Genomic DNA, 24864 nt, shown 5'->3' with positions numbered 1-24864 from the left:
CGTGATCGCTACGGAGCCGCGGCCATCAGGCGGCTCAACCGGTCGAGGAATTCGGCGGTTCGATCCCGGTGGGGGCCGTCCCGCTTCTCGACCAACTGCACCACGACGAGATGTTTGGCCGGTACGATCGCGAGCTTCTGCCCGCCATAGCCGGATGCCAGCGCTGCGCCCGCACCGAACCGGTCGGCCGGGAGGATCCACCACAGATAGCCGTAGCCCAGCGGGTTATGATCGGTGTTCGCCTGGAGGCTCGTCGAATCCTTGACCCATGATGCGGGTACGATGGGCCTGCCCTTCCATCGGCCACCGTCGAGGATGAGCTGGCCGAAACGCGCCAGGTCGCGGGCCGTGAGATCGAACCGATACGCCGGGTGCCGGGACGTCGGGGCGCCGACATAGCGCCCATCCGAGGCGGCGAAATCCTCCATCCCGATGGGAACGGCGATGCGCTTGGCGAAGCCGTCGAAAATGGTCTCGCCGGCCGCCTTCCGGTAGATCGAGCCGAGGACGTTGAAGTCCCAGTTGTTGTAGTACCAGAACGTCCCGGGAGCGTGGCTGACGCGCAGGGGGCGTTTGCGGCGCATATCGCCGGTTTCATACGCGGCCGCGTGATAGACGCCGGACCGCGACATCAGGAGATCCCGCACCGTCGCGCGTTGTTCGGCAACGGTCAGCGCTGGTTCGTCGTCGATGCCGAGTTCGGCGAGCGTCTGCGTCAGTCGGATCTGTCCGCCCGCGATGAGCCTGCCATACAGGGCGCTCAGCAGGCTTTTACGGATCGACGCGACGTTGACCTTGCGCGACGTGTCGCCCCAAGCGGCGACGATGCCGCCATGTTGAACGATCAGGAACGCCGTGACGGCCTCGTTGTGAAGTTCGGTGGCGAGCGCGCGCAGCGTGTCGCTCCGCCATCCGGAGGGCTGAGGCTCTTGGGACGTCCATGCCTGTGCGGCTGCGTTCTGCGAGGCCATCGGGGACACGAGCAGGCCGGCGATAAAGGCAAGTTTTCGTATCCGAGTTTTGATCATGGTCGATCTATAAATATTTAAATATTTGCTTTTGTGGGATGTTGCCCGATTGATTGGGCGCCGCGTTGGATCGTCATCGGACAGCATCGCCGGCCATTTGAGAGCCTAACAGCGGGTCGGGCAAAAATCAGCGATGCTTCTGCATCCCGCCCGCTGGTCGGCCCTGGAAAGTTTGGGCTGATCAATCCAGCCCGAGCCCAGCATTCCGAACGGATCCGATCCCTCTCGTGCGCCAGCGCACGGCATCGGTCGAACCGCCGGCAGAGGATCTCGGTTGAGAGGTCACATTCGGCCAAGCAAAGCCGGAGCGATCAAGACCGCCGGACCGACGATCTTCCTCACTCGACACGGTTGACCGGATGACTTCCCGTCGAAGTCAGACGCAGACAATAGGAGATCCTCATGACCATGCGCATGCTCGCCGCCGCCGCCCTGTTTGCCGCCGCTGCCTCGCCGGCCCTCGCGCAGGGGCTGGACTCGAAGCATTCGCCCTATCCGGCCTCGGCCTATTCAGGCTGGGCCGGGAATGCCGGCGTCCTGCAGCAGGATCGGACCCGGCCGGCGCAGGCCTCTGCCTACCGCTATGCCGGCCCGCATGCCGGTGGCCCGGCCAACGCCCTGCCGCGGTACTGAGGCGGCGCGGGTCCCGGATCGCCCCGGGGCCCGCTGCCCGTCAGGTCGCCGGAACGGCCCGACCGTCGCGCCCGGCGGTCTCACCCTGCGGTCCGGCGACGTCGATCGCGCGCAGCTCGCCCGGGCGCAGCGTCCCGGTCAGCAGGTCGACCTGGCTCACCAGACGGGCCAGGGACTGGCCTCGGTCGAGATCGGGCCGCTCGGGGAGCGGCCGGTCTTGCCCGAGCGCGGCCAGGGTGGCGGCGATCCAGCTTCGCCAGCCTTGCGCCTCCGGGGCGGCGGCCTCGGGAGCGTGACGCAGCACCGTGAGCCGGGCGCTGATCCGGCGCAGGGTCGCGTCCGCCACCATGGCGGCTTCCACCTCCGGGTGGCCGCCCGCCCGGGGCTGCTGCAGGGCCCGGGACAGGGCCGCCTCCAGATCGTTGAGGGCCAGGCCCGCCGCCCGGGCGCGGGCCGAGATCGCGGCCTCGCGCGCCTCCCCGGGGGCGGCACGCAGCACCGCCTCGGCGAAGTCGGCATGGGCCTTGAGCGCCCGCCGCAATTCCTGCCGGACCTGGTCCGGCTCCCAGATCGGCCACAGAACCAGGCAGCTCGCCACCGCGATCAGGCCGCCCAGCACCGTGAAGCCGGCGCGCATGCCGACGATCTCCCAGGAGCTGTGGCCGGGCTCCAGCAGCTCGACCAGCAGCACCACCAGCGGGGTCAGGCAGGTGACGAAGAAGCCGTAGGAGATCTGGCGCGCCGCGAAGCCGACCACGCTGAGCACGAGGATCAGCCCGGCCTCGACCAGCGGGGTCGTGGCGTAATAGGCCAGCACCGCCCCCGCGAGGCCGCCCAGCACCGTGCCGCCGATCCGCTCCAGCGCCCGCTGCCAGGTCGCGGCGTAGAACGGCTGCATGGTCAGCACCACGGTCATCACCAGCCAGTGGGTGAACGCGCCGGCATAGGTCAGCGTGGCGGCGAGCGCCGGCGCCGAGACCGCGGTGGCCCGCAGGGCGTGCCGGAGATTCGGCGAGGCGAGGGTGAAGTTCTGCGCCAGCGGCTCGACGTAGCGGGTCCAGCGGTCGAGGCTGCGCCCGTCCGTGAGGGTGCCGCCCGGCCGGTAGCCCTCGGGCGTCGAGAGCTTGGCGCCGATCCGCACCCGCCCGACGATCCGCTCCGCCAGCCGCGCCAGGGTGGCATCCTCCGCCAGGCCCTCCGCGGCCCGGGCGATGGAGTGTTCGAGCCGGCCGAGATCGAGGCTGGCATCGTCGCGGATCGCCCGGGCGATGGTGACGAGCAGCGGGCGCAGCCGCCGCAGGAAGGTCTTGGTCAGGGCCCGCCGGCTCGGCGCGGGCCGGCTCTCGATCAGCTCCGCCACCGCGATCAGCGCGGAGAAGATCTGCTCGGCGCTCTCCAGGCGCAGCAACGCCTGGGCGGTGCGCTCGGAGACGCGCTCGCGCGAGCGGGCGAGGTCGAGGATCATGGTCCGGGCCGTCTCGATGCTGGCGCGCACGCCCCGCCGGTGGCCCCGCGCATGCCCATCGAAGGCGGCCGCATCGGGCTCGCCCAGGGCGACGAGCCGCTCGAGATCGCCGCAGAGCCGCGCCAGGCCGTGCCAGACCTCGGCCACCGCCCGGTGCGCCGGCCGGTACGGGTGCAGGCGCCAGATCACCAGGGCGAGCAGCGTCGCCCAGAGCCCGCCCGCCGCGAACATCAGCGCCACGATCCCGGCCTGCTCCAGGGTGAGCGGCCGGTCGAGGGCGATGCACAGCACGACCACCAGCACGTTCCCGGCCGCTTGCGCCTGCACGCTCCAGACCCGGGCATACGAGCAGGCGAAGATCAGCGCGCAGGCGACCGGCACCACGACCGGAAGCCCCATGGGCTGCAGCAGGCCGACCCCCGCCCAGAGCAGGCCGCCGAGCAGGGAGAACGCGGTCAGCACCCGCAGGCGCACCCGCATCGGCCCGCCCGTGTCGCAGAAGCAGGCGAGGTTGGCGGCCAGCGCCATGGTGAGCAGCGGCGGCCACTGCACCCAGATGTTGATCAGGATGACGACGCCGAACGCGAAGGCGGCGCGCACGCCCTCGACCAGCCGGACGTTGCGCAGGTCCAGGCCGGTCGGCAGGCGCCGCAAATCCGCCCCGGGCCGAGCCAGGCTGCCCCGGCCGGCGGCCCGGCGGCGCGGGGCGCGCCCGGGGGGCGATGCGGAGGGATTCGGGCCTGCCAACCTCGGACTCCTGTTCGGGCGCGCGGCGCCCCGGCATGAACCGCGCCCCGCCCTGTCCGGATCCCTCCCGCGGCGCAACCCCGCCCGGGCACGGACGGTGCCGGCGGCGACGAACCCGGCCCCGAAGGGCCAGACGCTTGACCCTCGGGCAAGCCTCGATCCGGTCGCGACAGCGCCGCTTCTATGCGCTTGGCTGATCGCTTGGTGCGCCCTGCGGATGGCCGGCGAGGCCGGGACCGTCGGGCTCTAAGGCTTGGGGGCGGCCGCCCACATTATCGCCCAGGTCTGCGGTTGGCAGGGGCGGCGAGCGACCGCCTTCACCCGGCTAGGCGACCACGAAGCCCAACGCTTCGCCCGTTCGCTCGGCACGGAAGCGCTGGACGCTGCCCTCACCTTCGCCCCGGATGGGAGGCTTGTGCCTGCCGCCCTTGCGGGGAGCGCAAGGGTAGCCGCGTGGTCTGTGGCAGCATCCGCATGAGCGACATCCCGGCCTTTCCCTACGATCTGTTCTGGGGAGAGCGTTCGATGCTCTCGGTGGCGAACCTGACCCGTGAGGACGCCCGCAGCTTCTTCAAGGTCGTCCCGCAGGCCGGTATCGTAACCCACACGCATACCTACTCACTCTCACTGGCTCGGACGAACGAGGCCATCGCGGCGCACCGATCAAGAGCCCTGCAGGGCGCGGCTGTTCCCGTGCCTTGATCGTCGCCCGGCAGCGCGGTGAGTTACATGGCGTGCGCCAGGTCATTGGCGGCTTGCGTAAAACACGGAGGCGTCAGGTGGTCGGTTTCACGCGGCTGCCTAAGCGAACCGCAGCAGGTCGAAAAGTCGCCGTTCACGAGGCCGGACCGGCGAGATCTGCGGCATCGACCCTCAATCCAGCCCGGATGGCAGGGGCTCGAGTGATACGATGCGCGCCGGGAGGTTGAGGTTTGGACGGTGGCTCGTCAGAACGACGTCCCGGTTACGCCAGCGTGTCAGGAGGCGCCGCAGGATGCGGGTCGCCTGGTCGTCGTCGAGATGCTCGGCGGGCTCGTCGAGCAGGATCACGGGAGCTTGGCTCAGGTCGGCGCGAGCAAGGTTGAGGCGCTGGGCCTCGCCAAGGGAGAGGCTGCCTTCTCCGATCCAGGTGTCGAGACCTCCCGCCGCACGGATGCGGGCATCGAGTTCGACCGCTGCAAGCGCCTCCCAGAGCTCCGCATCGGATGCGTCAGGGGCGAACAAGTTCTCCCGCACGGTGTCGGCAAGGATCGCTGCGTCGTGCAAACCGAGATGTGTCAGCGCGCGCCGCCGGGCGGCGGGGACGGCGGTGCCGTCGAGCCAGACTATCTCCCCAGGCCGATCCGCGCTCCAGCCTGCCATCGCCTTCAGCAGGGTGGTCTTGCCGCAGCCGCTGGCGCCGACGATGGTCAGCGCAAGGCCGGGCGCAACCGACAGATCCGGGGCCAGGCCGAGGTCTCGCCCGTCCGGGGCCCGAAGCCGGAGGCGGTGCAGGCTTAGCGCACCTGCCGTCGCGTCAGGTGCGAAGTTCGCTTCATCGTCCGCACTCTGGCTGGTTGCCAGGCTCGCCCTTGCGAGGCGGACGCGGACCGAACCGAGAAGCGAACGGGCAAGAGCGAGCATCGGCTCGGTAAGCCCAAGCCATGCGAAGGCCAGGAAGGCCGCGGGCAGGAGGCCCGTGCCGCGCGCTCCCGCACTCCAGGCGGCGAGCAGCACGGCAAGAGTGGCGGTCGGACCGGCAAGCGCTAGCAAAGCCTCGAACCGCGCAAGCGCTTCACGCCCGCAGGCCGTACCCCGCTCAACATCCCGAATCGGGTCGAGGGCGTCCCGTAGAGCCGCCGCCCGGCGGCACTCAGCGTCGAGAGGTACCGAGCCAGCGAGCACCGCACCGAGATCCGCCGCCGCCGCCCGACGCGTCGTTCGCGTCCGCATCTCAATGACAACGAGCTGGCTGGCTGTGTGGCGGGCGACCAGAACGCTGGTCATCGCGATTAACGCGAGCGGTATGAGGGCGAGCGGCGCGAGAAGGGTGGTCGCGGCCAGGAGCGCGAGGAGCGCCGCTCCGGTGATCGCGAGCGGGAAGGCGACACGCAGCCGGGCGTAGTCGACGTCGGCCACGTCGTCGATGAAGTCGGCCAGCCGCTCCGGGCGGCCGAGCTGCCAGCCCGCGGCGCGGCTCTCCGGCGCCCGGGCCAGGGCCGCGAACAAGCCGGCTCGGCGGCGGACCTGATCGGCGAGCGCCGCGCGGTGCCCGGTCATGCGCTCGCCGTAGCGCGCACCCGTGCGCAGCAGCGCGAACAGACGCACCAGGGCGGCCGGATGGTGAAAGTTGAAGGCGAAGGCCGCCGGCCCCGCGCCGGCGAGCGCCACTGCGGCCAGGAAGGCGATTGCGGTGCCGGCCAGGGCCAAACTTGCGGCGAGCGCCAGGGCCGCGAGGGCGAAGGCGAGGTGCCAGCCCCGGCTCCAGATGCGGTTTCGGGCGCCGGCCGTGCCGGCCGCGGACGACGCGCGGATCATGCGGCCTGTCTTTCGAGCGGGGCGGCGCCAAGGCTCACCCGCCGGTCGGCAAGCGCCGCCAGCGCGGGGTCGTGGGTCGCGACGACGACGAGGCGGTGGCGGGCGGCCGCCCGCAGGGCCTGCCGGACCCGCGCCGCGTTGACCGGATCGAGCTTGGCGGTCGGCTCGTCGCAGAAGGCGAGGCCCGGCCGCAGCAGGAGCCGCGCCACCGCGATCCGCATCCGCTGGCCGCCGGAGAGGTTTTCCGCCCCCGCCCGGACAGGGGCATCGAGGCCGCCCGCCCAGTGCGGGTCGTCGGCGAGGCCGAGCGCGGCGGCCGCCCGTACCACCGCCTCGGGCGGTGCCACGACGCCGTCGGTCAGCGCGTGATGCAGCGTACCGGCCGGGACGGGATTCTCCAGGGAGACCCAGGTTCTCGGGCCCGCCTCCGGCAGCCGCACCGCACCGGCGCGCGGCGCCTCGACCCCGGCCAACACCCGCAGCAGGGTCGATTTGCCGGCCCCGCTCGGCCCCGTGAGCGCGACGAGGCCCGTCCGCGGCAGGTCGAAATCCGGGACCGGCCCGGCATGGGGCAGGACGAGGCCGCGCACGCCCGGCGCCTCGAGGCGCGGCTCGGCGATCACGGCCTCCGCGGTCGCGTCCTGCGGAAACACCCAGGCGAGGGCGTCCGCGGCGGCCTCGCCCTCCGCCTTGGCGTGATAGAGCTCGGCGTAGCGGCGGAACGGTGCGAAATACTCGGGCGCGAGCAGCAGGATCAGCAGGCTCTGCCAGAGCGCGAGCCCGGCAAAGCCCGGGATCTCGGCGAGGCCGAGATGCCCCAGGCCGAGGAAGACCGCCAGGATCGCGATCGTGAGCGACGAGAAGAAATCGAGCACGCCCGCATTGAGGAAAGCGACCGCCAACACGCCCATGGTGCCGTCGCTATAGGCCCTGAGCCGCCGGTCGAGCTTGCCCGCCTCGTGCGCGAGGCCGTGGGCGGCCAGGATTGTCGGCAGCGCCCGCACGCGGTCGGCGAACTGGGTCGCCAGTCGCCCGAGCGCCGCCTCCTGCGCCGCGGCGCGCTCCCGGATCATCCCGCCGACGAGGGCGAAGAAGACGATCATCACCGGGCTGGCGAGGACAAGGGCGAGCGCAGCCTGCCACGAGACCAAAGCGAGGGTGGCCGCCGTCAGCAGGGGCCCAAGCGCCATCATGCGCCGCGCGGCGGCGTGGCCGACAACGAGGCGGGCGAGTGCCCCCGGATGGCGCTGCAGGCCGGCGATCAGCGCGCCCCTGGGCAGCGCCGTGGCGGTGCGGGCCGGCATCGCCGTCAGTTGCGCCTGCGCGGCATCGATCAGCCCTGCGCCGATCTCCGCCTCCAGCACCGCGCTGCGCCCCTCGATCGCCGCGGCGAGCCATGCGCCCGCGAGCGCGCAGGCCACCGCGAGGCCGAGTGCTGGACCGTCGAGCTCGCCGGTCTCGATCAACGCGCCAGTCAGCCGCGCGAGTGCCACGGCGCCTCCGAGCGCCGCGGCGCTGCGCAGGGCGTGGAGCCCGTGGATGCGCCGCAGGCCGGCGCGCGCCGCCTCGCGGGCGAGGCCGAGGGCGGCGGGCGCGGGACGGGCGCCGGTTCGGCGGAGGCGGATCGTTCGCGGACGGGACATGCCGCCTTGTGCGCGAGGACGGCCGAGCACGGCTTTGATCTGGGTCAAGGCGCCCATGCCGCCTCCGGGGCGACAGGCTTTGCAGGACGCCGAGGAATCTTCCATGACCGACCCGCTGCTCGTCGATCTGTCGCGCCTGCAATTCGCGCTGACGGCGATGTACCACTTCCTGTTCGTGCCCCTGACACTGGGGCTCTCGATCCTGGTCGCCATGATGGAGACCGTCTACGTGATGACGCGCCGGAAGGTCTGGCGCGACATGACGAAGTTCTGGGGCCTCCTGTTCGGGATCAACTTCGCGCTCGGCGTCGCCACCGGCCTGACCATGGAGTTCCAGTTCGGGATGAACTGGGCCTATTACTCCCACTACGTCGGCGACGTGTTCGGGGCCCCGCTCGCCATCGAGGGCCTGATGGCCTTCTTCCTGGAGGCGACGTTCGTCGGGCTGTTCTTCTTCGGCTGGGACAAGCTTTCGGCCCTGGCCCACTGCGTCGTCACGTGGCTAATGGCGCTGGGCACGAATTTCTCGGCGCTCTGGATCCTGATCGCCAACGGCTGGATGCAGAACCCGGTGGGCTCCGCCTTCAACCCGGACACGATGCGCATGGAGGTGACCGACTTCGCCGCCGTCCTGCTCAATCCGGTCGCGCAGGCGAAGTTCGTTCACACGGTCTCGGCCGGCTACGTCTGCGGCGCGGTCTTCGTGCTCGGCGTCTCGGCCCTCTACATCCTGCGGGGGCGGCACCTGGAACTGGCCAAGCGCTCCTTCGCCATCGCGGCAGCCTTCGGGCTGGCCTCGGCGCTCAGCGTCGTCGTGCTCGGCGACGAGAGCGGCTACGCCATCACCGACCACCAGAAGATGAAGCTCGCCGCCATGGAGGCGATGTGGCACACGGAGCCCGCGCCCGCCGCCTTCACGGCCGTGGGCATCCCGGATCTGGAGAGCCGCACGACGCGCTACGCCCTCCACATCCCCTACGCGATGGGCCTGATCGGCACCCGCTCGCTCACGACCGAGATCCCCGGCATCACCGAGCTCGTCGCGCACGCCAAGGACCGCATCCGCAACGGGCTCGTCGCCTACGCGGCCCTGGAGCGGATCAAGGCCGACCGTAACGATGCCCAGGCCCGCGCCGACTTCGCCCGGACGCAAGCCGATCTCGGCTACGCCCAGCTCCTCAAGCCGCTGATCGGCGACCCGCGGACGGCGACCGACGCCGACATTGATCGGGCGGCGTGGTCGACCGTGCCGCATGTGCCGTCGATCTTCTTCACCTTCCGGGCGATGGTGGCCTGCGGCTTTCTCCTGATCGCCCTGTTCGGGGCCGCGCTCTGGCACACGGCGCGGGAGGCGGAGGCGCCCCGCTGGCTCTTCAAGGCGGCGCTGCTGGCTCTGCCGCTGCCCTGGATCGCCATCGAGTTCGGCTGGTTCGTCGCCGAGTTCGGCCGCCAGCCCTGGATCATCGAGGGCGTACTGCCGACCGCGCTCGCCACCTCCGAACTCGGGATCCCCTCCCTGCTCATCACCATCGCCGGCTTCACCCTCGTCTACGGCGTGCTGGCGGTGATCGAGGTGCGGCTGATGCTGCGGGCCATCGCCAAGGGTCCCGAGACGCTGGCCGAGGATCCGGCGGCGCTCTTCCCCGGCCAGACCGTGAACGGGACCGGCGCACGCCTCGCCGCCGCCGAGTAACCCCCTCCCTCCCCTTCCTTCGGATGCCGGCCGATCCCGGTCGCGCCTCCCTGCCGAGGAGTTTCCCGCATGCTCGCCCTTCTCTCGGACTATGAAAGCCTACGGCTGATCTGGTGGGTCCTGCTCGGCGTCCTGCTGATCGGCTTTGCCGTCACCGACGGCTTCGATCTCGGCGTCGGCGCGCTCCTGCCCTTCGTCGCCCGCACCGACATCGAGCGGCGGCTGGCGATCCATACCGTCTCGGCGACCTGGGAAGGCAACCAGGTCTGGCTGGTGCTCGGCGGAGGCGCGATCTTCGCCGCGTGGCCGGCGCTCTACGCGCTGAGCTTCTCCGGCTTCTATCTCGCCATGTTCCTCGTGCTGTTCGCGCTGATCCTGCGGCCGGTGGCCTTCAAGTACCGCTCGAAGAACGAGAGCCCGGCTTGGCGCGCGCGCTGGGACGCCGCGCTCTTCGTCGGCGGGGCGGTGCCGGCCCTGATCTTCGGCGTCGCCGTCGGCAACGTGCTCCAGGGCGTCCCCTTCCACTTCACGGACGACCTGCGGCCGATCTACGGCGGCACGCTGTTCGGCCTGCTCAACCCGCTCGCGCTCCTCTGCGGCGGCCTCTCGGTGGCGATGCTGGTGGCCCACGGGGCGGCGTGGCTCGCCTTCAAGGCCGAGGGGCCGGTCGCCGAGCGCGCCCGCGCCATCGGAGGGCGGGCGGCGCTCGCCACCGCGGCGCTCTTCGCGCTCGGCGGCCTGCTGGTCTGGGCCGGGGCCTTCGGCGGCTACCGGGTCGTGACCGCGCTGCCCGGCGACGGCCCCTCGAACCCGCTCGCCAAGGAGGTCGTCACGGAAGCCGGCGCATGGCTCGCGAATTTCCGCGCGCACCCGGCCCTCGCCCTCGTGCCGCTCCTCGGCATCGTAGCGCCGCTGCTCGCCATGATGGGCTTCCGCGCCCGGCGGGAGGGCCTGACCCTGCTGGCCTCGAAGCTCGGCATCGCCTGCATCATCGCCACGGTCGGCCTCGCGATGTTTCCCGTCATCCTGCCGTCGAGCACGCATCCGGGCCACGCGCTCACCGTCTTCGACGCCTCCTCCAGCCGGGCGACGTTGCGCAACATGCTGATCGCGACGGTGGTCTTCCTGCCGATCATCCTCGCCTACACGGCCTGGGTCTACCGGGTGCTCTGGGGGAAGGTCTCCGAGCGCGACATCACTGCCCCCGGCTCGGCGGCCTATTGAGCTCGCTCCGCGGCCGGACGGCCGCGGGCTTCCTCCCCGCTCTCGAAGGAGTTCGACAATGTGGTACTTCGCCTGGGTCCTCGGCCTCGGCCTCGCCGCCGCAGCCGGGGTGCTGAACGCCCTGTGGTACGAGTTGCGCTCCGTTCGCGAAGCGCCGCAGGACATTGTCGAGCCTCTCTCGACACCTTGACCTTGGATGTTACGCCACTGTGGGATGGTCCTCCGACCGATATCCACGCCCTGTGCTTCCTTCAAAGCGCCCCATTTTCAAGTCCAGCGGACGCCGGGCTTGAAGGTGAACGCAACGTCGGACCCCTCCTGCCGCATGGCGCACCGCAAGAACTGTATCGTGCTGGGGCCGTATGGGCGTGCTCACGAAATCCGCCGGCCACGGCCAATCCCGCCGAGGACCGTCGGGGTAGGGGCTGGACCATCGCCGAGCAGATCTGCAGTCAGTCCGAAAGGCTGGGGCAAAGCCTGCCATCCCGTCCTAGCGCAACAAGGCCCTCACGCGCTGTTCCGACTGGATCTCCACCAACCGCAACATCGTCGAGCGGCTCTGGGCGCCGCTCAAGGAATGGCGGACGGTTGCCACGCGCTACGAGAAGACCGCCGCAAGCTTCAGCGGTGTCCACTGTCTCGCCGCAGCACTCGATCACTTTAAGCCACGACAGACCCTAGGATCTTGGCTTTTAACCGCGCTGTAACGACGGTACACCTAGGTTAGGTTGAGGACTCGTCCAAGGCCACGAATGGCTATTTCGTCCCCGGTGACGGAGCTCTGGCTCGCGGCGTTTTCCTCGGAAGAGCGGACACTTGACCCTCGGCCTAGCCCATGGCTTTTGAGGGCGCTGGCACCCGAGACTCCGTAGCTCAGCTGGATAGAGCAGCCGCCTTCTAAGCGGCAGGTCGTTGGTTCGAGCCCAACCGGGGTCGCCAGGCAACGCAACGCGGTGGCATCGTTTCGCGCCGGGCGGTCCGGCCGGCGCGCGCCTGTTGAATTTGGCAGATCCCCGCGTCGTGTTCGGGTGGGACGGCGCCTTCGCCTCCCGTGATCTGAGCGCCCGGTGTTCGTCGAGAGGCGGGAACGGTGTTCGACGCCCTCCGGTTTTCTCTCGATACAGAGAGGAGACACGTCATGAGCATGTCAGACGCCGCGAAACCCGGCGACGAGGTGCCCCCGGGCGCGCCCGGAACGGGCGAGAACCTGTGTCGCGCGTGCAGCGGGACCGGCAAGGTCGACACCGTCTCCTGCCCGGACTGCAAGGGGACCGGCAAGGTGACCACCGGTATCGGCGGCGGCTGACCTGCTCCGCGGCGGCGCGCTCGACCTCGGGCCGGTCGCCTCAGCTATGAAGCTAGGCGATCGGCGCGGGCTGGCCCAACTCTTCAGCCGCGCCTTGCACGCCCCGTCACGACAACCGACCAGCTCTATGTCGCGTTGCCCCGCGTATCCGTGGCTTTGGTCGCGTTGCTGTCTGGGCAGGCAGGCCGCCCAGTCTTGTCTGCTTTGGCGTCATTCAGATCGATCGCCCGAGACGCGCGGCGGACCCTGGAAATGGGGCTGGCGCTACCCGGCGAACACGTTTCAAGCGTGGGCGTCCTGGCCTGTCCTGCCGTTTGGCCCGTCATCGAGCCATCCGTGATGAGACGGGCATGGCAATCATGCCGGCGCCGAGCCGCGCGGCGGCACGACCGTGGACGGGAGCGGGTCTGACCGAGGACAGGACTGCATAGAAGCTGAGCGTCCTCCGAAAGTCTGAATATGCGACCTGAGCTATGACCATTAATGTGTATAGTTTCAGTGTGCCGACCGGGTCCGGGCCTAGTCTATGCCGGCACGATATGGCAATCATCTCGATGAACGACCCGTGTTTCGAATTAAAATCATTACAATATATTGAATGATTATTTCCATTGTCGCGGTTGCGTGTATGCTGTCGCTTCCGGAACAGCATGAGTGCGGCGTCATTGAACCGACACGAGCACCCAGAGAGGGCGGCGTTCTCGCCCCGCCGAACCGACCCGGCATCGGGGAAAGCGTCCGGGACTATGGCGGCATCCGAGCGGTATCGCGCGGCCTATGTCTCGATCGCCAATCGCATTCTCGCTTGCCGCGAACAGGCGGAAGACGTGGTGCAGGACGTAATGCTGCGCCTCGCCGCCACGCCGCCTTCGGACGAAGTCCGGTCGGCGGCCTATGTCGGGCGCATGGTCCGCAACCTCGCCATTGATCACGCGCGGCGGCGCAACCTCGAGCGGCGGCTCTTCGCCCGTCTCGACGAAGCCCTGGATCCTCCGGACCCGGCGACCGGAACGCCAGAGGTGGCCACCGCTTCGCGTCAGGCCCTCGAGCGGGTCAGCACGGCGATTGCGCAGTTGCCGGAACCGGTCGGCACGGCGTTCCGCCTACATCGGGTCGACGGCGTGCCGCAGAACGTGATTGCGGCGCGGATGGGCGTCTCACGCGCGCTGGTGTGCAGCCTCGTGCGCCGGGGGCATCTCCATTGCCTCGCCGCCCTCGACCGGCGCTGCGCCGCCTGCCCTGCGAGTGCCCGCACCGGACAGCCACGCCAGCATCAGCGCGAGGCCGAGACCGTCGGCGAAGAACTCGGCCGCGATCCGGCTCGCCAGCACGCCGTCATACCCGAACAGCCGCGGCAGGATCAGAAGCGGCGGGATCAGCGCCAGCCCCTGCGCCGCCAGCGAAACCGCGGCGGCCCGGCGCGGGGCGCCGATCGCCTGGAACAGAGTCGCGGCGGTGAGCTGTAGTCCCACCGGGGCGAACGCCACCGCGAAGGCGGCCGTGGCGCGCGCGCCTTCTCGGGCCGTCTCAGCATCCTGCGCGAACAAGGCGGTCAGGGGCTCTGCGAGGGTGAACATCAACCCGCCCACCACCACCCCGTAGGCCAGGGAGGCGGCGGTCACGAAACGGAAGGTCTGGTCCAGGCGGTCGTCGCGGCCGGCGCCGGCGGCATGACCCAGAACGGTCTGGGCGCCTGCCATCATGCCGAGGAGCGGCAGGGCCGCCACCAGGATGAGGCGCAGGGCCAGCCCCTGCGCCGCCACCGCCGCGTCGCCGTAGGGGGCCGCTGCCTCGACGAACAGGGCCATCGCGAAGGCCGCAAGCAGGCTGGAGCCAGTGGCCGGCACTGCGAGCCGCAGAGCCTCGGGCAGCAGACCGGGCCGGATCCGCCCGCCGCCGGGCCTGCGGAACCGGATCCGGTCCGGCCCCCGGGCGCGGACGAAGTGCAAGCCGTAGGCGGCGGCCCCGGCGGCCTGCGCGCCGATCGCCGCCCAGCCGGCGCCCGCGGTGCCGAGGCCGCAGAGCCGGATCAGGATCCAGTCCAGCAGGATGTTGAGGCCGAAGCTGCCGATCATGATCGCGCCGCTGAGGCGGGCATGCCCCTGGGCGCGGACCACGAAGCCACCGACGATCATCACCAGCATCAGTGCAGTGCCGATGGTCGCCAGCGCCGTGTACGGGGTTGCCGCCGCGGCCAGAGGGGCATCCGCACCGAGGAGCCCGAGCCAGGCCGGCGTGTCGGCGAGGATCGCGGCCGTGACGGCCCCGCCCGCCGGCAGGCAAAGCCAGAAGCCCAGAGATGCGGCCTCGTCGGCCCGATCGCGGTCGCCGGCGCCGAGGGCCCGGGCGACCTGAGAAGCCGCCGCGATGCCGGCCCCGTACCCTAGCGCGGCCACTAGGAGCGTCACCGGATACGCGATGGCGATGGTGGCGATTGCCGCCGCGCCGAGATCGGCCACGAACCAGGCGTTGACCAGCATCTGGAGCGCATGGGCCGAAATGCCGAGGATCGCCGGCCCCGACAGGCGCAGAACCAGGGCAATAACCCGGTCGCCGTCGAGATCCGCCGGTCCGCCGCAGGGTCGCGCCCGCATACGCTTCACGGCTGGGCCGCGGCGGTTCGGATCGTCGCCCGGGCGGCGCGCTCTTCCGCGAGGATCGTCTGCGCGATGGCGCCCGCCCGTACCGGCAGGATCGACAGCAGGGTCTCGGTCAGCCCGTGGGTCGGCTCGCTGAAGCCCTGGAGATGCAGGCTCACCCGCGGCTCGGCGGGATCCAGCGGCAGGCGGTAGTGCCGGTTAACGATCTCGCCGGCGAGGAACGGGCGCAGCGGGTCGAGGATCGACGGCACCGCGGCGCGCTGGTAGCCGGTGGCACAGATCACGACCGCGTAGGTCTGGCGCTCCTCGGTCCCGGCGACGTCGTCGCGCAGCACCGTGGACAGGCCCTCGGGGCCGGCCTCCAGGGCCAGCACCCGGGTGCTGCGCCGCAGCCGGTAGCGGGTCACGCCGCTGACCTCCTGCTCGTACAGCATGGCGTAGAAGGCCTGGATCAGATCCGCGTCGACGACCGCGTAGTTGGTGGCGCGGTGGGCCGCGATCAGCTCCGCCCGCACCGGCGCCGGGGCGTCGTGGATGCGGTCGACCGCGGCCGGATCGAAGATCTCGTTGACGAACGGGCTGTCGTCGGCCGGCTTCAGGGCGGGGCCGCGGATGGCGAGGTCGATCAGCGCCCGGGGATAGCGCTCGCCCAGGTCGGTTGCGATCTCCACGGCGCTCTGGCCGCCGCCCACCACCAGGATACGGAGCTGGGGGCCTTCGAGCTGCGGCTGCCCGAGGGCGCCCGCGATCCCCGGAAGATACCAGGACGAATGGATCAGCCGCTTGTCGTTGACCAGCGCCGAGAACGGCGGTGGGATCGCCGGGTCGCCGCCCGCCGCCACGACCAGATGGCGGCAGCGGCGCAGGCGGCGCCCGCCCGCCCGGTCCCGGCCCTCGACCACGAAGGCGGCGAGCCGCCCCTCCCGGGTCTCCGGCCGGACGGCGTCCACCGTCTCGCCATACGCGACCACGTCGGCGAAGTGCTCAGCCGCCCAGGCCAGGTAGTCGTTGTACTCGACCCGGGATGGATTGAACGTCTTGAGGTTGAGGAAGGTGTTCAGTCGCCCCTTCACGTGCAGGTAGTTGATGAAGCTGAACGGGCTCGTTGGGTCGCGTAGGGACACGAGGTCCTTGACGAAGCTGATCTGCATGTCGGCGCCAGGCAGCATCATGGCCCGGTGCCAGCCAAAGCGTTCCTGCCGCTCGAGGAAGCGGACGCTCGGGCGCAGCGGGCTGCCGACCATCGCGTCCCGGAGGGCGATGGCCAGGGACAGGTTGGCCGGGCCGAAGCCGATGCCGATGATGTCGTCGGTTGCGGGGTGATCCGTCATCGCGCGCGTCTCTCGTCAGGTCGGGGGAGGGCGATCAGGTGGCCGGCACCGCTGGAGGGCGCGGCGCCGCATCGGCGGAAGCGGCGCTGGGCACCCAGAGTCGGTCCCGGACGAAGTGCTCGCGCGACAGGCTGACCAGGGCGGCGCGCTTGTGCGGGAAGTCGATGGTGGCGATCGTGGCGAATCCCGAGCCGTGCAGGTTGCGGATCTGTTGGGTGTGATCGGCCCGAGGCTCGCCGACGATGCGCTGCGTGCGCGGCTCGTCGAGGAACAGGTAGTGCATCAGCGAGGGCAGCCAGGCCGAGAGGTACGGGCGCCCGCGGATCGCGGCATCGCCGATCGCGACGTGCCAGCCGCGATCGTAGGGGCCGGCTTCGTAGAGGGGGCCGAGGCGGCTCTCGCGGGCCCAGTACAATTCGAAATAGCCGAATGGCGCGCCGTCGAAGCAGCCGAACAGCGGCAGGCTTGCCGGATCAGCCTGAAGCCGCGCGATATAGGCTTGGTGCTCCGCCAGCGTGCCGCGCTCCTGCCAGACCTCGGCGACCCGGGGATCGTTCATCCAGGCCGAGAACAGTGCGAGATCTCCCGGCTCCGTCATCGTGCGGAAGCTCAGGCGGCGGCCGAGCCACGGGATCGTCCGGGCATAGACCGTTCCGGCCGGCGTCCCAGGCCGCAGCGGATGGCGGCGCCCGTCCGTGACCGTGAACAGCTCGGGAAACGGCGACCGGGGATCGGGCAGCCAACGGGTGGCGCATTGCCAGAGCAGCCCGGGCAGGATCTCGATTGCAGCGCCGATGCGCCGGGCGGCCCCGAGGGCAAGAAGCCCTTCGGCAACGGCGGGGTCGGCCTCGACGCCGATGCGCAGGACCTGCGTGTTCTCGGCTGTCAGCACCTCGGCCTGGGCCAGGATCGCCTCCACGGTGGCCTCCAGGCGGGCCGCAGCCGTGACCCGGATCACCGGTGCCTGCGCGCTCCCGTCCAGGCTGAGCCGCACCGCTCCCGCCTCATCCCTCACACGATCGCTCATCCGCCCTCCGCGTGTCGTCGGCACCTCCCTGACGGTTGGTCCCGGTCGCGGTTCAGACTTTTTTTGAGTCCGCGCGGGTGCCCCGGCCTGAACCGCGGCCCGGGTCAACCGTCAGATGTGTCGAGGCCCAAGGGGCGCTGGAGTGAGCGGATGGACAAGCAGGACGGCCAGGATATGACCCGGGAGTCGAGCGCGGATTGGACCCAGGACGCGGTCGTGGTGGCATTCGACGCGGCCGGGCATGCCGCCTTCTGGCCGGCCGGACGTGCGCTCCCCGCGGGCTGGAACCAGGTGCATGGCCCTTGCGGGATCGAGGCGGCGCGGAGTTGGCTCGAGGATCCGGCCAACGTACCCGACCCGGTATCGTCGCCCACGCCCGACGCGGATCGCGAGAGCGTTCCCGCCCGCCTCGCCCGCCTCGCCGCGGAGGCCCCTGACAGACCGGCCGTGCTGTTCGGCGGGGAGACGCTCACCCGGGGCGACCTCGACGCCCGTGCCGCCGCTATCGCGGCCGGGCTCGCCGCGAGCGGGATCGGCCGGGGGCAGCGCGTGGCGGTGGCTCTCGAGCGCTCTCCGGAGATTATCATCCTGCTGCTCGGGATCCTCCGCGCCGGCGCCGCCTTCCTGCCGCTTGATCCCGAATACCCCGCCGCCCGCATCCACATGATGCTGGAGGATGCCGGTATCACGCAGTGCATCACCACGCCGGAGATCGCCGCTCGGCTCGACCTGCCTTCGGGAATCGCGCGGCTCGATCCCGCCGCTCTGGCCGAGGCCGCGCGAGGCGCGACCGCGCCCCCGATGCCGGAGCCAGGCGATCCGGCCTACCTGATCTACACCTCGGGCTCGACCGGCCGGCCGAAGGGCGTGGTGGTCGAGCACGGGCCGCTGGCCATGCATTGCCGCACCACTGCGGAGGCCTACGAGATGGACGCGGAATCGCGCGAGCTGCACTTCCTGTCCTTCGCGTTCGACGGTGCGCATGAGCGCTGGATGACCCCGCTGATCGCGGGTGGCTGCATCGTGCTGCGTGGCCCCGAACTGTGGACCGCCGCCGAGACCCTGGCGCAGATCCGCCGGCACCGGGTCACGCATGCGGGCTTTCCAACGAGCTATATCGGTCAGCTCGCCGACTGGTCCGAGCGCCTGGGTGAGGCGCCGGAGGTGCAGGTCTATTCCTTCGGCGGCGAGGCGATGGCCCGCGAGACCTTCACGCGGCTCGGCCGCATCCTGAAGCCGCGGCTGTTGATCAACGGCTACGGGCCGACTGAATGCGTGATCTCGCCGCTGATCTGGAAAGTGCCGCCGGGCACGACCTTCGCGGAACCCTATGCGCCGGTGGGCAGCCCGGTGGGCGCGCGGGCGGTCTACGTGCTGGGTCCCGATCTCGAACCGGTGGCCCCGGGTGAGACCGGCGAGCTTTATATCGGCGGTGGCCTCGCCCGAGGCTACTGGCGCAGGGCCGCCCTAACGGCGGAGCGCTTCCTGCCCGACCCATTCGCCCCGCGGGGCGGCCGGATGTACCGCACCGGCGACCGGGTCCGGCAGCGGTCCGACGGCAGCCTCGCCTTCGCGGGGCGGGTGGACGACCAAGTCAAGATCCGCGGCCACCGGGTTGAGATCGGTGAGGTCGAGGCCGCCCTGCGGGCGCTTCCCGAGGTGGCCGAGGCCGTGGTCCTGCGCCGAGAGGGCCCGGCGGGCGCCTATCTCGCGGGCTACGTCGTTCCGGCGAGGGGCCGTCGTCCGGAGGCCGGGCGCCTGCGCGCCGCCCTCGCCCGCCGGCTGCCGGAGCCGATGGTCCCGGCGAGCCTGACGCTGCTCGACCGGCTGCCGGTGAATGCCAACGGCAAGCTCGACCGCAACGCCCTGCCGGACCCGGCCGCCGACGATCGGCGCGGGCGCCCGCCCGGTAGCACAACGGAGCGGCGGCTCGCCGGGATCTGGTCCGAAGTGCTGGGCTTCCCGGTCCGGGTCGCGGATCGGCGCTTCTTCGCGCTCGGGGGCGACTCCCTGTCGGCCCTGCGGCTGGTGGCGCGCCTGCGCCTCATCGCCCCCCGGGGCGGGATCGGGGTCGCGGATCTCCTGCGCGATCCCACCATCGCGGATCTGGCCGCGCGGATCGACGCCGACGCGGAGGCCGCCGACGAGGGGCTGGCGCCGACGGTCCGGCTCTCGGCCGGTGGCGGTGGGTCCGAGCGGCCGCTCTTGGTGCTGTTCCCGGGGCTCTTGGTCAGCACCCGGGAATACGAGCCGCTGATCGCCCATCTCGGCCCCGATCAGGAGGCGCACGGCTTCCTCTGCGCCTCCCTGGTCGAGACCGTGCGCCCGCTGCCGGAAGTCGCCGTGCTCGCCACTGCTTATGCCGAGCGGGTACGCGGCCTGATGCGCGGTCGGGCGGGCGGCTGCGCGTTCCTGGGCTGGTCCTGGGGCGGGGTTCTCGCCTATGAGACCGCCCGGCTGCTCGGGCCGGGCGTCCCCCTGGACTTTGTCGGCATGCTCGATGCCTGCGGGCTGGAGCCGAATTTCGCCCGCGGCGCCGGCCGTCGGATCGCGGCCGAGGAGCGGGAGGCGCACGAGGCGATGGTGGCCGCGTGGCTGGAGCGCTCGCCGATGCGCGCCCATTGGGACAGCCTGCGCGCTCGGATGGACCCGGAGACCGCGGTGCAGTTCCTGCGCTTCCTGGCTGCCGAGCCGCAACCCCTCCCTACCGACGGTCCGGAGGTCGGCAGCCGGGAGCGCATCCTGTGGACGCTGGTCGATCACGCGATCCAGTTCCGGGCGCTGCGTCTCGTCCCCGGCTCGGTGCCTATCCGCAGCTTCGTCGCGGCGGAATCCCGCGCTCGCGGCCTGCCAGTGATCGACTGGCAGCCGCTCACGACCCGGCTCCTGTCCGTGGAGGTCGTGCCGGAGACCGACCATCTCGACATCGTTCTGTCGCCGCACCTCCATGCCCGGATCGCCGCGCTGACGGCGCCGCGCCCGGCCTGGAGTGCGGCCTGAGCATGGGTGTGCCCACCTTCGAGGAGCTGCGGGATGCACATCTGGCCGCGCTTACCGGCTCCCTGATCGACGGCGTCGAGCACGGTCCGGGCGGGGCCGCTTATGCCTGGTCCCGCGCGATCCCGGACCCGACCCTGAACTTCGCCTACGGGGTCCGCCGGCCCGACCAGTTCATCTGGGCCGGAGCGGCGGCGCTCGGCCGCGCCAGGGCGCCCGCCTTTCTCGCCCGAGACGCGGTCGAGGCGGCAACTCTGCGAACGTTGTTCGAGCCGGCCGCCGCCTATCCGGCGAGTTGGATGGTGGCGCAGCTAACCCAGTCGCAGCCCTCCTCGGACCGGGTCGTCCAGGTCCTGGCCGCGCCCGCACCATCGCCGGATTTCGAGCAGGTCTTCGCCCATCTGTCGGACGACGCGGCCGTGAGGGCGCATCTGCGCCGGTTCTACCTGCCGTCCCTGCGGGCGGCCCGGGCCCGGCCTGGGCTGGTGCCGGTCCACCTCGTCCTACACGACACAAGCGGTCCGGCGGCCTGCGCGAGCCTCTACCTGCGCGGCGGCCTGGCGGGGCTGTACAATGTCAGCACCCGGGCCGACCGGCAGCGCCGTGGCCTGGGCAGCGCCGTGACGGCCGCCGCCCTGCGCGAGGCGCAGGCGCGCGGGGCGCGCTGGGCTTTCCTGCAATGCCCGGCCGGGGGCGGTATCGAAGCGCTCTACGCGCAGGCTGGGTTCAGGACAGCTTACACCCCGGAACTGCTCTGCATGACCGAGCCGTAGAATCGAGATTCGGAAATCAACGGCCCGGGAGACACGCAGCCGCGCTTCCGTTCGCGACGAAGGGCCTGCCCTCAGCCGGGCCGGACGCGGGTCTCGGACCGCTGGCAGGATTCGAGATCCCGCACCGAGCGGTTGTAGGTGTCGTTGAACAATTGCGCCGGCTGGCTCGGGTCGCCTCTGGCTCGGATGTCCCGGGCCACGTCGCGGCCGTGGCCGATCACGCTGGCCACGGTGTCGGCGTAGCCCGTGCACGACGCGCTCGGCTTCGGGCTCATGCCGTCGAGACTCGTCCCGAGCTGCCGGTTGGCGGTCGAGACCTCGCCCAAAGCCCCCAGGAACGGCGCCACGTCGGCCTTCGGGCCCAGCGCCTCGAAACGCTGCACCGCCCGGCGCAGGGCGAGGCTGGTCGCGAGGAGCCGGCGGGCGGGGGCGTCCTCGGGCAGGGCGGTCATCCGCCGCTCGTCGCGGGCAAGCTCGCGCTCGAACAGGGCGGTGCCGTAGGCATCCATCGCCTTGGCGGCCGCCTCGACCTTGGGCACGAGGATCGGGTGCTGCTGGCGGGCGAACGTGTATCCGTCCTCCTTGAATTCCCGGGTCGTCTGGTAGCGGGTCAGGGCCTTGAGGGTCGGGTTGACGTCGCGCAGCGCCGCCAGCAGCCGAGCCGCCTGGGGATCGACCTCGGGGATGCTTCCCGGCAGGGCGACAGCCTTCTCCAGCTCGTCGATCACCCCGTCGAAATCGACGATGCCGAAATGGTACCAGGCGTTGGCGCCCAGCTTGGTGCCGAGCTTGAGCACGCGCTCGTTGTCGCGCCGGTATTCGGCGAACTGGCGCTCCAGGGGGTGGGAGCGCACCAGATGGTTCTGCGCCTCCGTATAGGCGTTCACCTTCGCGACCGCCTGCGCTTCGGGACTCTGCGGCGGCGGCGTGGCCCGGGCGGGCGCCTGCGCGGCCGCCACGGGGGGCGCCGCTTGCAGGAGCGCCTGCGAGGCCGCGGGCAAAGCGGGGAAATCGCACTTGAAGGCGTCGACCAGGCTCTTGCGCACGGCCTCGTGGGCCTGGGCGCATTGATAGGCGACGGTCGGCCGGGCTGCCGGGTTGCGGGCCACCGAGTCCCGGAAGCTCTCGCGCATCGTGTTGATGCCTTGGCGGATGCCGGGACGGGCGGGCTCCGGCACGCCGGGGCTCGCCGCGCATTGCGCGTAGGCGTCGAGGAAGGCGTCGCAGCTCTCCACGCCGACCGGCGTGAGCGGCGTCACGGCCGCGGCCGGCGTCGCCAGCACGGCGGCGAGACACGCTGCGGTGAGGCGACCCCGTGGCGGCCTCACCACGGATCTGACGCGCGGCATCCTCATCTCCTGGAACGGCCGGTCGGGCGGGTGGGGGCTGGCGCGCTCAGAGCGTGCGGAGGGCCAGCAGCGGGACGAGGGCGGCCAGCGCGACGGGTGCGGACCAGTACTGCGCCGGCACCCAGAACAGCGTGTGGCGGCGGCGCAGCAGGATGCGCGCGTTCGTGGCCGGGTCGATGAGGGCGCGCGGCGGCGTATTGTTCAGGCGTCGGCCGACCATCCAGGTGGCGGCCGCGGCCGCGAACAGCCCGAGGCTGACGGCGAGGAAGGTGAGTTCGGGATGGCCGAGGGTGCGCAACGCGAGGCCGCCCAAGGCCCCGACCGCGACGGCGGTGCCGAGCGCGACGGGGATGACCACGATCCCCCAGCCCGACCAGATGAACAGCATCCCCAGCGCCCCTGTTTCGATCCGGGTCCGCAGCCGAAGGGCGGCGCGCCGGGCCGCCCGCGATCAGGCGCGCCGCCGGCGCCCCTTCCGGTCCCTCTTGGAACTGCGATTGGGGCAATGCTGTGTTCGCGGCGGCGTGAGCGCGGACGAATACTGATTGCCGGAAATATCCGCCGATCCTGGCCCCGGCGACCGCGATGCTGCGATCCCAACGGAACGGCTCGAGGGTAGCGTCGGCGTGCCAGCGAACCGGTCGATCCGGGACGTGGCCCCACCCGAGCCTCTTGGGGAACGCCAGGGCGGGGCCCTGATGACGGCGTGCACCGCCAGCAGGGCCGATCATACCATGGGCCGATCGAAGGCGAGCGCAGCTATGGCGCGCGCGGATCCGGCTCTCACTGCCCCTGTTGCGGCAGGAGGTTGCGCGCTTCCTTGACCGCGTCGCGGCAGCTTTGATCCCCCTTGGCGTTCAGATCGACGGCCCGCTGCAAGGCCGTCTTGGCCTGGGAAACCTTGTCCTCCGATGCCAAGCCCGGCGAGGCCTTGGGGTCCCCGCCCTTCGCCGCGGCGGCCGCGGCGGTCGGACGGTTCTCCGATTGCCGGCGGACATCGTCCGGCGAGGTCGCGACCCGACTGCTGGCGATGCCGTCCGCTTGTCCGCTGCCCGTCGCCGCGCCCACGGGACCCGATACGCCGCCGACCGTCCCGGGCGTGCCGCCGCTCTCGCGCGAGGCGCCGCCCTGCTGCGCCCGATCCGTATCCGGCGTGCCCACCGGTTTCGCAGTGCCGCCGGTCGTGCCCGCCGTTTGCTGGCCCGACGCATTCTCAGGCCCCTTGCGCTGGCCGTAATCCGGCTCGGAGGTGGGCGCCCCCATTCCGACCTGCTTGTCCATGTCCCGCCGCAGCTTGGCGATGTCGTCCGAGCACGGGCCGCCTTCCTGGGCGAACGCAACGGCCGGGAAGACGGTGAGGGCTGCCAGGGCTGCAGCCCCGCACATCAGATTGAGCCGTCGCATGTGAGCGTCCTCCACTGTGTTGGTTTGGCCTATGCTCAACCGTGCTCGGACGGACTTGTTCTGTGGTCGGTGCCGATCCGGCTTCCACCTCCGGAGGCAGCCACGGCCACCCGGCGCCATCCTTGATAGAAAGGCGCGCGGACGACCGGGCGCGTCGGGTCAGGCGGTCACCGGGGCCGCGCGCCCGATGCGGATGCGCTCAGCCCCCGCCACCGTTCCCGGCACCGCCGCCGCCGCTGCCGGTCGAGCCGGTGCGCGAGGGCTGCCCGGCATTCCCCCCCGCCGCCGAGTCGGGGGCGGCGCCGTCCTGCGGCCGGCCGGTCGGCGAGATGGTTGCCGCGTCTTCGGCGCCGGTGGATCCCGGCTGCTGGGTGACGACGCCCGGCGTTCCGGGCGAGACATGGCCCGTCGTATTCGGGGATGTCGGGATGCTTTGGGCCAGGGCCGGGGTCGCGAGGAGTGCGGCCGTGGCGGCCATCAAGATGCGTTTGGGCATGGGGATCGGTCTCCACCTGTCGAATGAGGGAAACCGGCCGTCTCTCATCCCGTGTCCCGGCATCGGTGTCACAGGTGCGGGCAACCCGCGCGGGCATGGTCCCCGGAGCGCGGCTCCGCCCGGTCCGGCGCCCGCTATCCCAGCGCGGCAGGAAGCGGTCCCGGCGGCAGGCGCGGGGCCCTCTGGATGGGTCGCCCCCGAGCTTTCCGGCGGAGCGGCATCCGCCCGCACCGCCTTCGGACAGTCTGGAGATCGTCGATCCGGTGGCAGCGGCAACAGTCGGATGCCGGGTTTGTCCCAGGTCGTGGTGCAGGGCCCAGTACAGCGCAATGTATTTCGCAATCCATCGCGGCTTCATAAATGGTTTACTATGTCGCCCGCGCCGTTATCGCTGGGTGTGTCCGTAAAACTACAGCTATTTGGTCCACGTGCCGGTAGGCTTACCGACAGATAGAAACCCTGGACCGCCCAACATGACCAAGCTCATCGCCTCCCTGGCCGCCTTCACCGCCCTGACCGGCGCGGCCGCCGCCGCCGACCTGCCGCGTCGCGCCGCCCCGCCGCCCGTCTTCACCCCCGTCCCGGTGTTCACCTGGACCGGCGCCTATTTCGGTATCAACGCCGGCTACGC

The 24864-nt window shown here is 71.2% G+C and carries 18 protein-coding genes, 1 tRNA gene and 3 pseudogenes; 11 read left to right on the top strand and 11 right to left on the bottom strand.

Features of this window, described 5'->3' with window-relative positions:
* Window positions 1–8: 8 nt before the first annotated feature.
* Window positions 9–1028: a serine hydrolase domain-containing protein gene (locus tag BMZ47_RS26575; RefSeq protein WP_091865279.1), complete on the bottom strand. Its 1020-nt coding sequence runs from the start codon at window positions 1026–1028 to the stop codon at window positions 9–11.
* A 402-nt stretch (window positions 1029–1430) separates the two neighbouring features.
* Here BMZ47_RS26575 and BMZ47_RS26570 point away from each other — a divergent pair, with 402 nt between their 5' ends.
* Window positions 1431–1661, top strand: coding sequence for a hypothetical protein (locus BMZ47_RS26570; protein WP_091865277.1), 231 nt, complete (start codon window positions 1431–1433; stop codon window positions 1659–1661).
* A 40-nt stretch (window positions 1662–1701) separates the two neighbouring features.
* On the opposite strand, the gene BMZ47_RS26565 is transcribed toward BMZ47_RS26570, so the two are convergent.
* Window positions 1702–3873, bottom strand: coding sequence for an FUSC family protein (locus BMZ47_RS26565; RefSeq protein WP_091865275.1), 2172 nt, complete (start codon window positions 3871–3873; stop codon window positions 1702–1704).
* A gap of 157 nt (window positions 3874–4030) precedes the next feature.
* On the opposite strand from BMZ47_RS26565, the pseudogene BMZ47_RS26560 reads away from it, so the two are divergent.
* A pseudogene (locus BMZ47_RS26560) lies at window positions 4031–4575 on the top strand (MDR/zinc-dependent alcohol dehydrogenase-like family protein); the annotation flags it as partial.
* Between the two features lie 171 nt (window positions 4576–4746).
* Here BMZ47_RS26560 and BMZ47_RS26555 read toward each other — a convergent pair.
* Complete coding sequence (locus BMZ47_RS26555; RefSeq protein ID WP_091865273.1) at window positions 4747–6390, bottom strand: ATP-binding cassette domain-containing protein; 1644 nt, start codon at window positions 6388–6390, stop codon at window positions 4747–4749.
* Entirely contained in the window at window positions 6387–8033 is a 1647-nt protein-coding gene (locus BMZ47_RS26550; protein WP_091865298.1) for an ATP-binding cassette domain-containing protein, read from the bottom strand. Before BMZ47_RS26550 ends, BMZ47_RS26555 begins: the two co-directional genes overlap by 4 nt.
* 103 nt (window positions 8034–8136) lie before the next feature.
* Here BMZ47_RS26550 and BMZ47_RS26545 point away from each other — a divergent pair, with 103 nt between their 5' ends.
* From BMZ47_RS26545 to BMZ47_RS29065, 7 genes and pseudogenes are all read left to right on the top strand, one after another.
* Window positions 8137–9726, top strand: coding sequence for a cytochrome ubiquinol oxidase subunit I (locus BMZ47_RS26545; RefSeq protein ID WP_091865270.1), 1590 nt, complete (start codon window positions 8137–8139; stop codon window positions 9724–9726).
* Between the two features lie 69 nt (window positions 9727–9795).
* Complete coding sequence (cydB, locus tag BMZ47_RS26540; protein ID WP_091865268.1) at window positions 9796–10950, top strand: cytochrome d ubiquinol oxidase subunit II; 1155 nt, start codon at window positions 9796–9798, stop codon at window positions 10948–10950.
* A 58-nt stretch (window positions 10951–11008) separates the two neighbouring features.
* Window positions 11009–11140: a cytochrome bd-I oxidase subunit CydX gene (gene cydX, locus BMZ47_RS26535; protein ID WP_091865266.1), complete on the top strand. Its 132-nt coding sequence runs from the start codon at window positions 11009–11011 to the stop codon at window positions 11138–11140.
* 271 nt (window positions 11141–11411) lie between these two features.
* Window positions 11412–11657, top strand: a pseudogene (locus BMZ47_RS26530) (transposase); the annotation flags it as partial.
* A gap of 155 nt (window positions 11658–11812) precedes the next feature.
* Window positions 11813–11889, top strand: a tRNA-Arg gene (locus BMZ47_RS26525).
* A gap of 199 nt (window positions 11890–12088) precedes the next feature.
* Window positions 12089–12256, top strand: a complete 168-nt coding sequence (locus BMZ47_RS28740; protein WP_167369116.1) for a hypothetical protein — start codon at window positions 12089–12091, stop codon at window positions 12254–12256.
* Window positions 12257–12906: 650 nt separating this feature from the next.
* A pseudogene (locus BMZ47_RS29065) lies at window positions 12907–13392 on the top strand (sigma-70 family RNA polymerase sigma factor); the annotation flags it as partial.
* 21 nt (window positions 13393–13413) lie between these two features.
* Here the strand turns inward: BMZ47_RS29065 and BMZ47_RS26515 are convergent.
* From BMZ47_RS26515 to BMZ47_RS26505, 3 genes are read right to left on the bottom strand one after another with little or no spacing between them, the layout of a single operon-like run.
* Complete coding sequence (locus tag BMZ47_RS26515; RefSeq protein WP_091865262.1) at window positions 13414–14850, bottom strand: MATE family efflux transporter; 1437 nt, start codon at window positions 14848–14850, stop codon at window positions 13414–13416.
* Window positions 14851–14855: 5 nt separating this feature from the next.
* Window positions 14856–16187: a lysine N(6)-hydroxylase/L-ornithine N(5)-oxygenase family protein gene (locus BMZ47_RS26510; protein WP_091865260.1), complete on the bottom strand. Its 1332-nt coding sequence runs from the start codon at window positions 16185–16187 to the stop codon at window positions 14856–14858.
* 34 nt (window positions 16188–16221) lie between these two features.
* A complete protein-coding gene (locus BMZ47_RS26505; protein ID WP_091865258.1) occupies window positions 16222–17214 on the bottom strand; it encodes a GNAT family N-acetyltransferase in 993 nt (330 codons plus the stop codon).
* Window positions 17215–17364: 150 nt separating this feature from the next.
* Here BMZ47_RS26505 and BMZ47_RS26500 point away from each other — a divergent pair, with 150 nt between their 5' ends.
* Both BMZ47_RS26500 and BMZ47_RS26495 read left to right on the top strand, forming a co-directional pair.
* Window positions 17365–20214: an amino acid adenylation domain-containing protein gene (locus BMZ47_RS26500; protein ID WP_091865256.1), complete on the top strand. Its 2850-nt coding sequence runs from the start codon at window positions 17365–17367 to the stop codon at window positions 20212–20214.
* A gap of 2 nt (window positions 20215–20216) precedes the next feature.
* Complete coding sequence (locus BMZ47_RS26495) at window positions 20217–20984, top strand: GNAT family N-acetyltransferase (protein ID WP_091865254.1); 768 nt, start codon at window positions 20217–20219, stop codon at window positions 20982–20984.
* Between the two features lie 71 nt (window positions 20985–21055).
* Here the strand turns inward: BMZ47_RS26495 and BMZ47_RS26490 are convergent, their stop codons facing one another.
* From BMZ47_RS26490 to BMZ47_RS26475, 4 genes are all read right to left on the bottom strand, one after another.
* Window positions 21056–22333, bottom strand: coding sequence for a DUF3829 domain-containing protein (locus tag BMZ47_RS26490; RefSeq protein WP_091865252.1), 1278 nt, complete (start codon window positions 22331–22333; stop codon window positions 21056–21058).
* Between the two features lie 46 nt (window positions 22334–22379).
* Entirely contained in the window at window positions 22380–22721 is a 342-nt protein-coding gene (locus tag BMZ47_RS26485; protein ID WP_091865250.1) for a hypothetical protein, read from the bottom strand.
* Between the two features lie 395 nt (window positions 22722–23116).
* Window positions 23117–23737, bottom strand: a complete 621-nt coding sequence (locus tag BMZ47_RS26480; RefSeq protein ID WP_007559181.1) for a hypothetical protein — start codon at window positions 23735–23737, stop codon at window positions 23117–23119.
* 199 nt (window positions 23738–23936) lie between these two features.
* Complete coding sequence (locus BMZ47_RS26475) at window positions 23937–24233, bottom strand: hypothetical protein (protein ID WP_091865248.1); 297 nt, start codon at window positions 24231–24233, stop codon at window positions 23937–23939.
* Window positions 24234–24864: the final 631 nt, after the last annotated feature.

The organism is Methylobacterium brachiatum (genome assembly GCF_900113845.1).
GTDB classification, from domain to species: domain Bacteria; phylum Pseudomonadota; class Alphaproteobacteria; order Rhizobiales; family Beijerinckiaceae; genus Methylobacterium; species Methylobacterium brachiatum.
Note: the sequence above shows the minus strand (reverse complement) of the source record. Positions and strands in the feature narration are given on the sequence as shown.

What these genes read in the sequence shown, in the direction of transcription:
- BMZ47_RS26575 (WP_091865279.1), bottom strand. Translation starts at nt 1,028, where the DNA reads ATGATCAAAACTCGGATACGAAAACTTGCCTTTATCGCCGGCCTGCTC.
- BMZ47_RS26570 (WP_091865277.1), top strand. Translation starts at nt 1,431, where the DNA reads ATGACCATGCGCATGCTCGCCGCCGCCGCCCTGTTTGCCGCCGCTGCC.
- BMZ47_RS26555 (WP_091865273.1), bottom strand. Translation starts at nt 6,390, where the DNA reads ATGATCCGCGCGTCGTCCGCGGCCGGCACGGCCGGCGCCCGAAACCGC.
- BMZ47_RS26550 (WP_091865298.1), bottom strand. Translation starts at nt 8,033, where the DNA reads ATGTCCCGTCCGCGAACGATCCGCCTCCGCCGAACCGGCGCCCGTCCC.
- BMZ47_RS26545 (WP_091865270.1), top strand. Translation starts at nt 8,137, where the DNA reads ATGACCGACCCGCTGCTCGTCGATCTGTCGCGCCTGCAATTCGCGCTG.
- cydB (WP_091865268.1), top strand. Translation starts at nt 9,796, where the DNA reads ATGCTCGCCCTTCTCTCGGACTATGAAAGCCTACGGCTGATCTGGTGG.
- cydX (WP_091865266.1), top strand. Translation starts at nt 11,009, where the DNA reads ATGTGGTACTTCGCCTGGGTCCTCGGCCTCGGCCTCGCCGCCGCAGCC.
- BMZ47_RS28740 (WP_167369116.1), top strand. Translation starts at nt 12,089, where the DNA reads ATGAGCATGTCAGACGCCGCGAAACCCGGCGACGAGGTGCCCCCGGGC.
- BMZ47_RS26515 (WP_091865262.1), bottom strand. Translation starts at nt 14,850, where the DNA reads ATGCGGGCGCGACCCTGCGGCGGACCGGCGGATCTCGACGGCGACCGG.
- BMZ47_RS26510 (WP_091865260.1), bottom strand. Translation starts at nt 16,187, where the DNA reads ATGACGGATCACCCCGCAACCGACGACATCATCGGCATCGGCTTCGGC.
- BMZ47_RS26505 (WP_091865258.1), bottom strand. Translation starts at nt 17,214, where the DNA reads ATGAGCGATCGTGTGAGGGATGAGGCGGGAGCGGTGCGGCTCAGCCTG.
- BMZ47_RS26500 (WP_091865256.1), top strand. Translation starts at nt 17,365, where the DNA reads ATGGACAAGCAGGACGGCCAGGATATGACCCGGGAGTCGAGCGCGGAT.
- BMZ47_RS26495 (WP_091865254.1), top strand. Translation starts at nt 20,217, where the DNA reads ATGGGTGTGCCCACCTTCGAGGAGCTGCGGGATGCACATCTGGCCGCG.
- BMZ47_RS26490 (WP_091865252.1), bottom strand. Translation starts at nt 22,333, where the DNA reads ATGCCGCGCGTCAGATCCGTGGTGAGGCCGCCACGGGGTCGCCTCACC.
- BMZ47_RS26485 (WP_091865250.1), bottom strand. Translation starts at nt 22,721, where the DNA reads ATGCTGTTCATCTGGTCGGGCTGGGGGATCGTGGTCATCCCCGTCGCG.
- BMZ47_RS26480 (WP_007559181.1), bottom strand. Translation starts at nt 23,737, where the DNA reads ATGCGACGGCTCAATCTGATGTGCGGGGCTGCAGCCCTGGCAGCCCTC.
- BMZ47_RS26475 (WP_091865248.1), bottom strand. Translation starts at nt 24,233, where the DNA reads ATGCCCAAACGCATCTTGATGGCCGCCACGGCCGCACTCCTCGCGACC.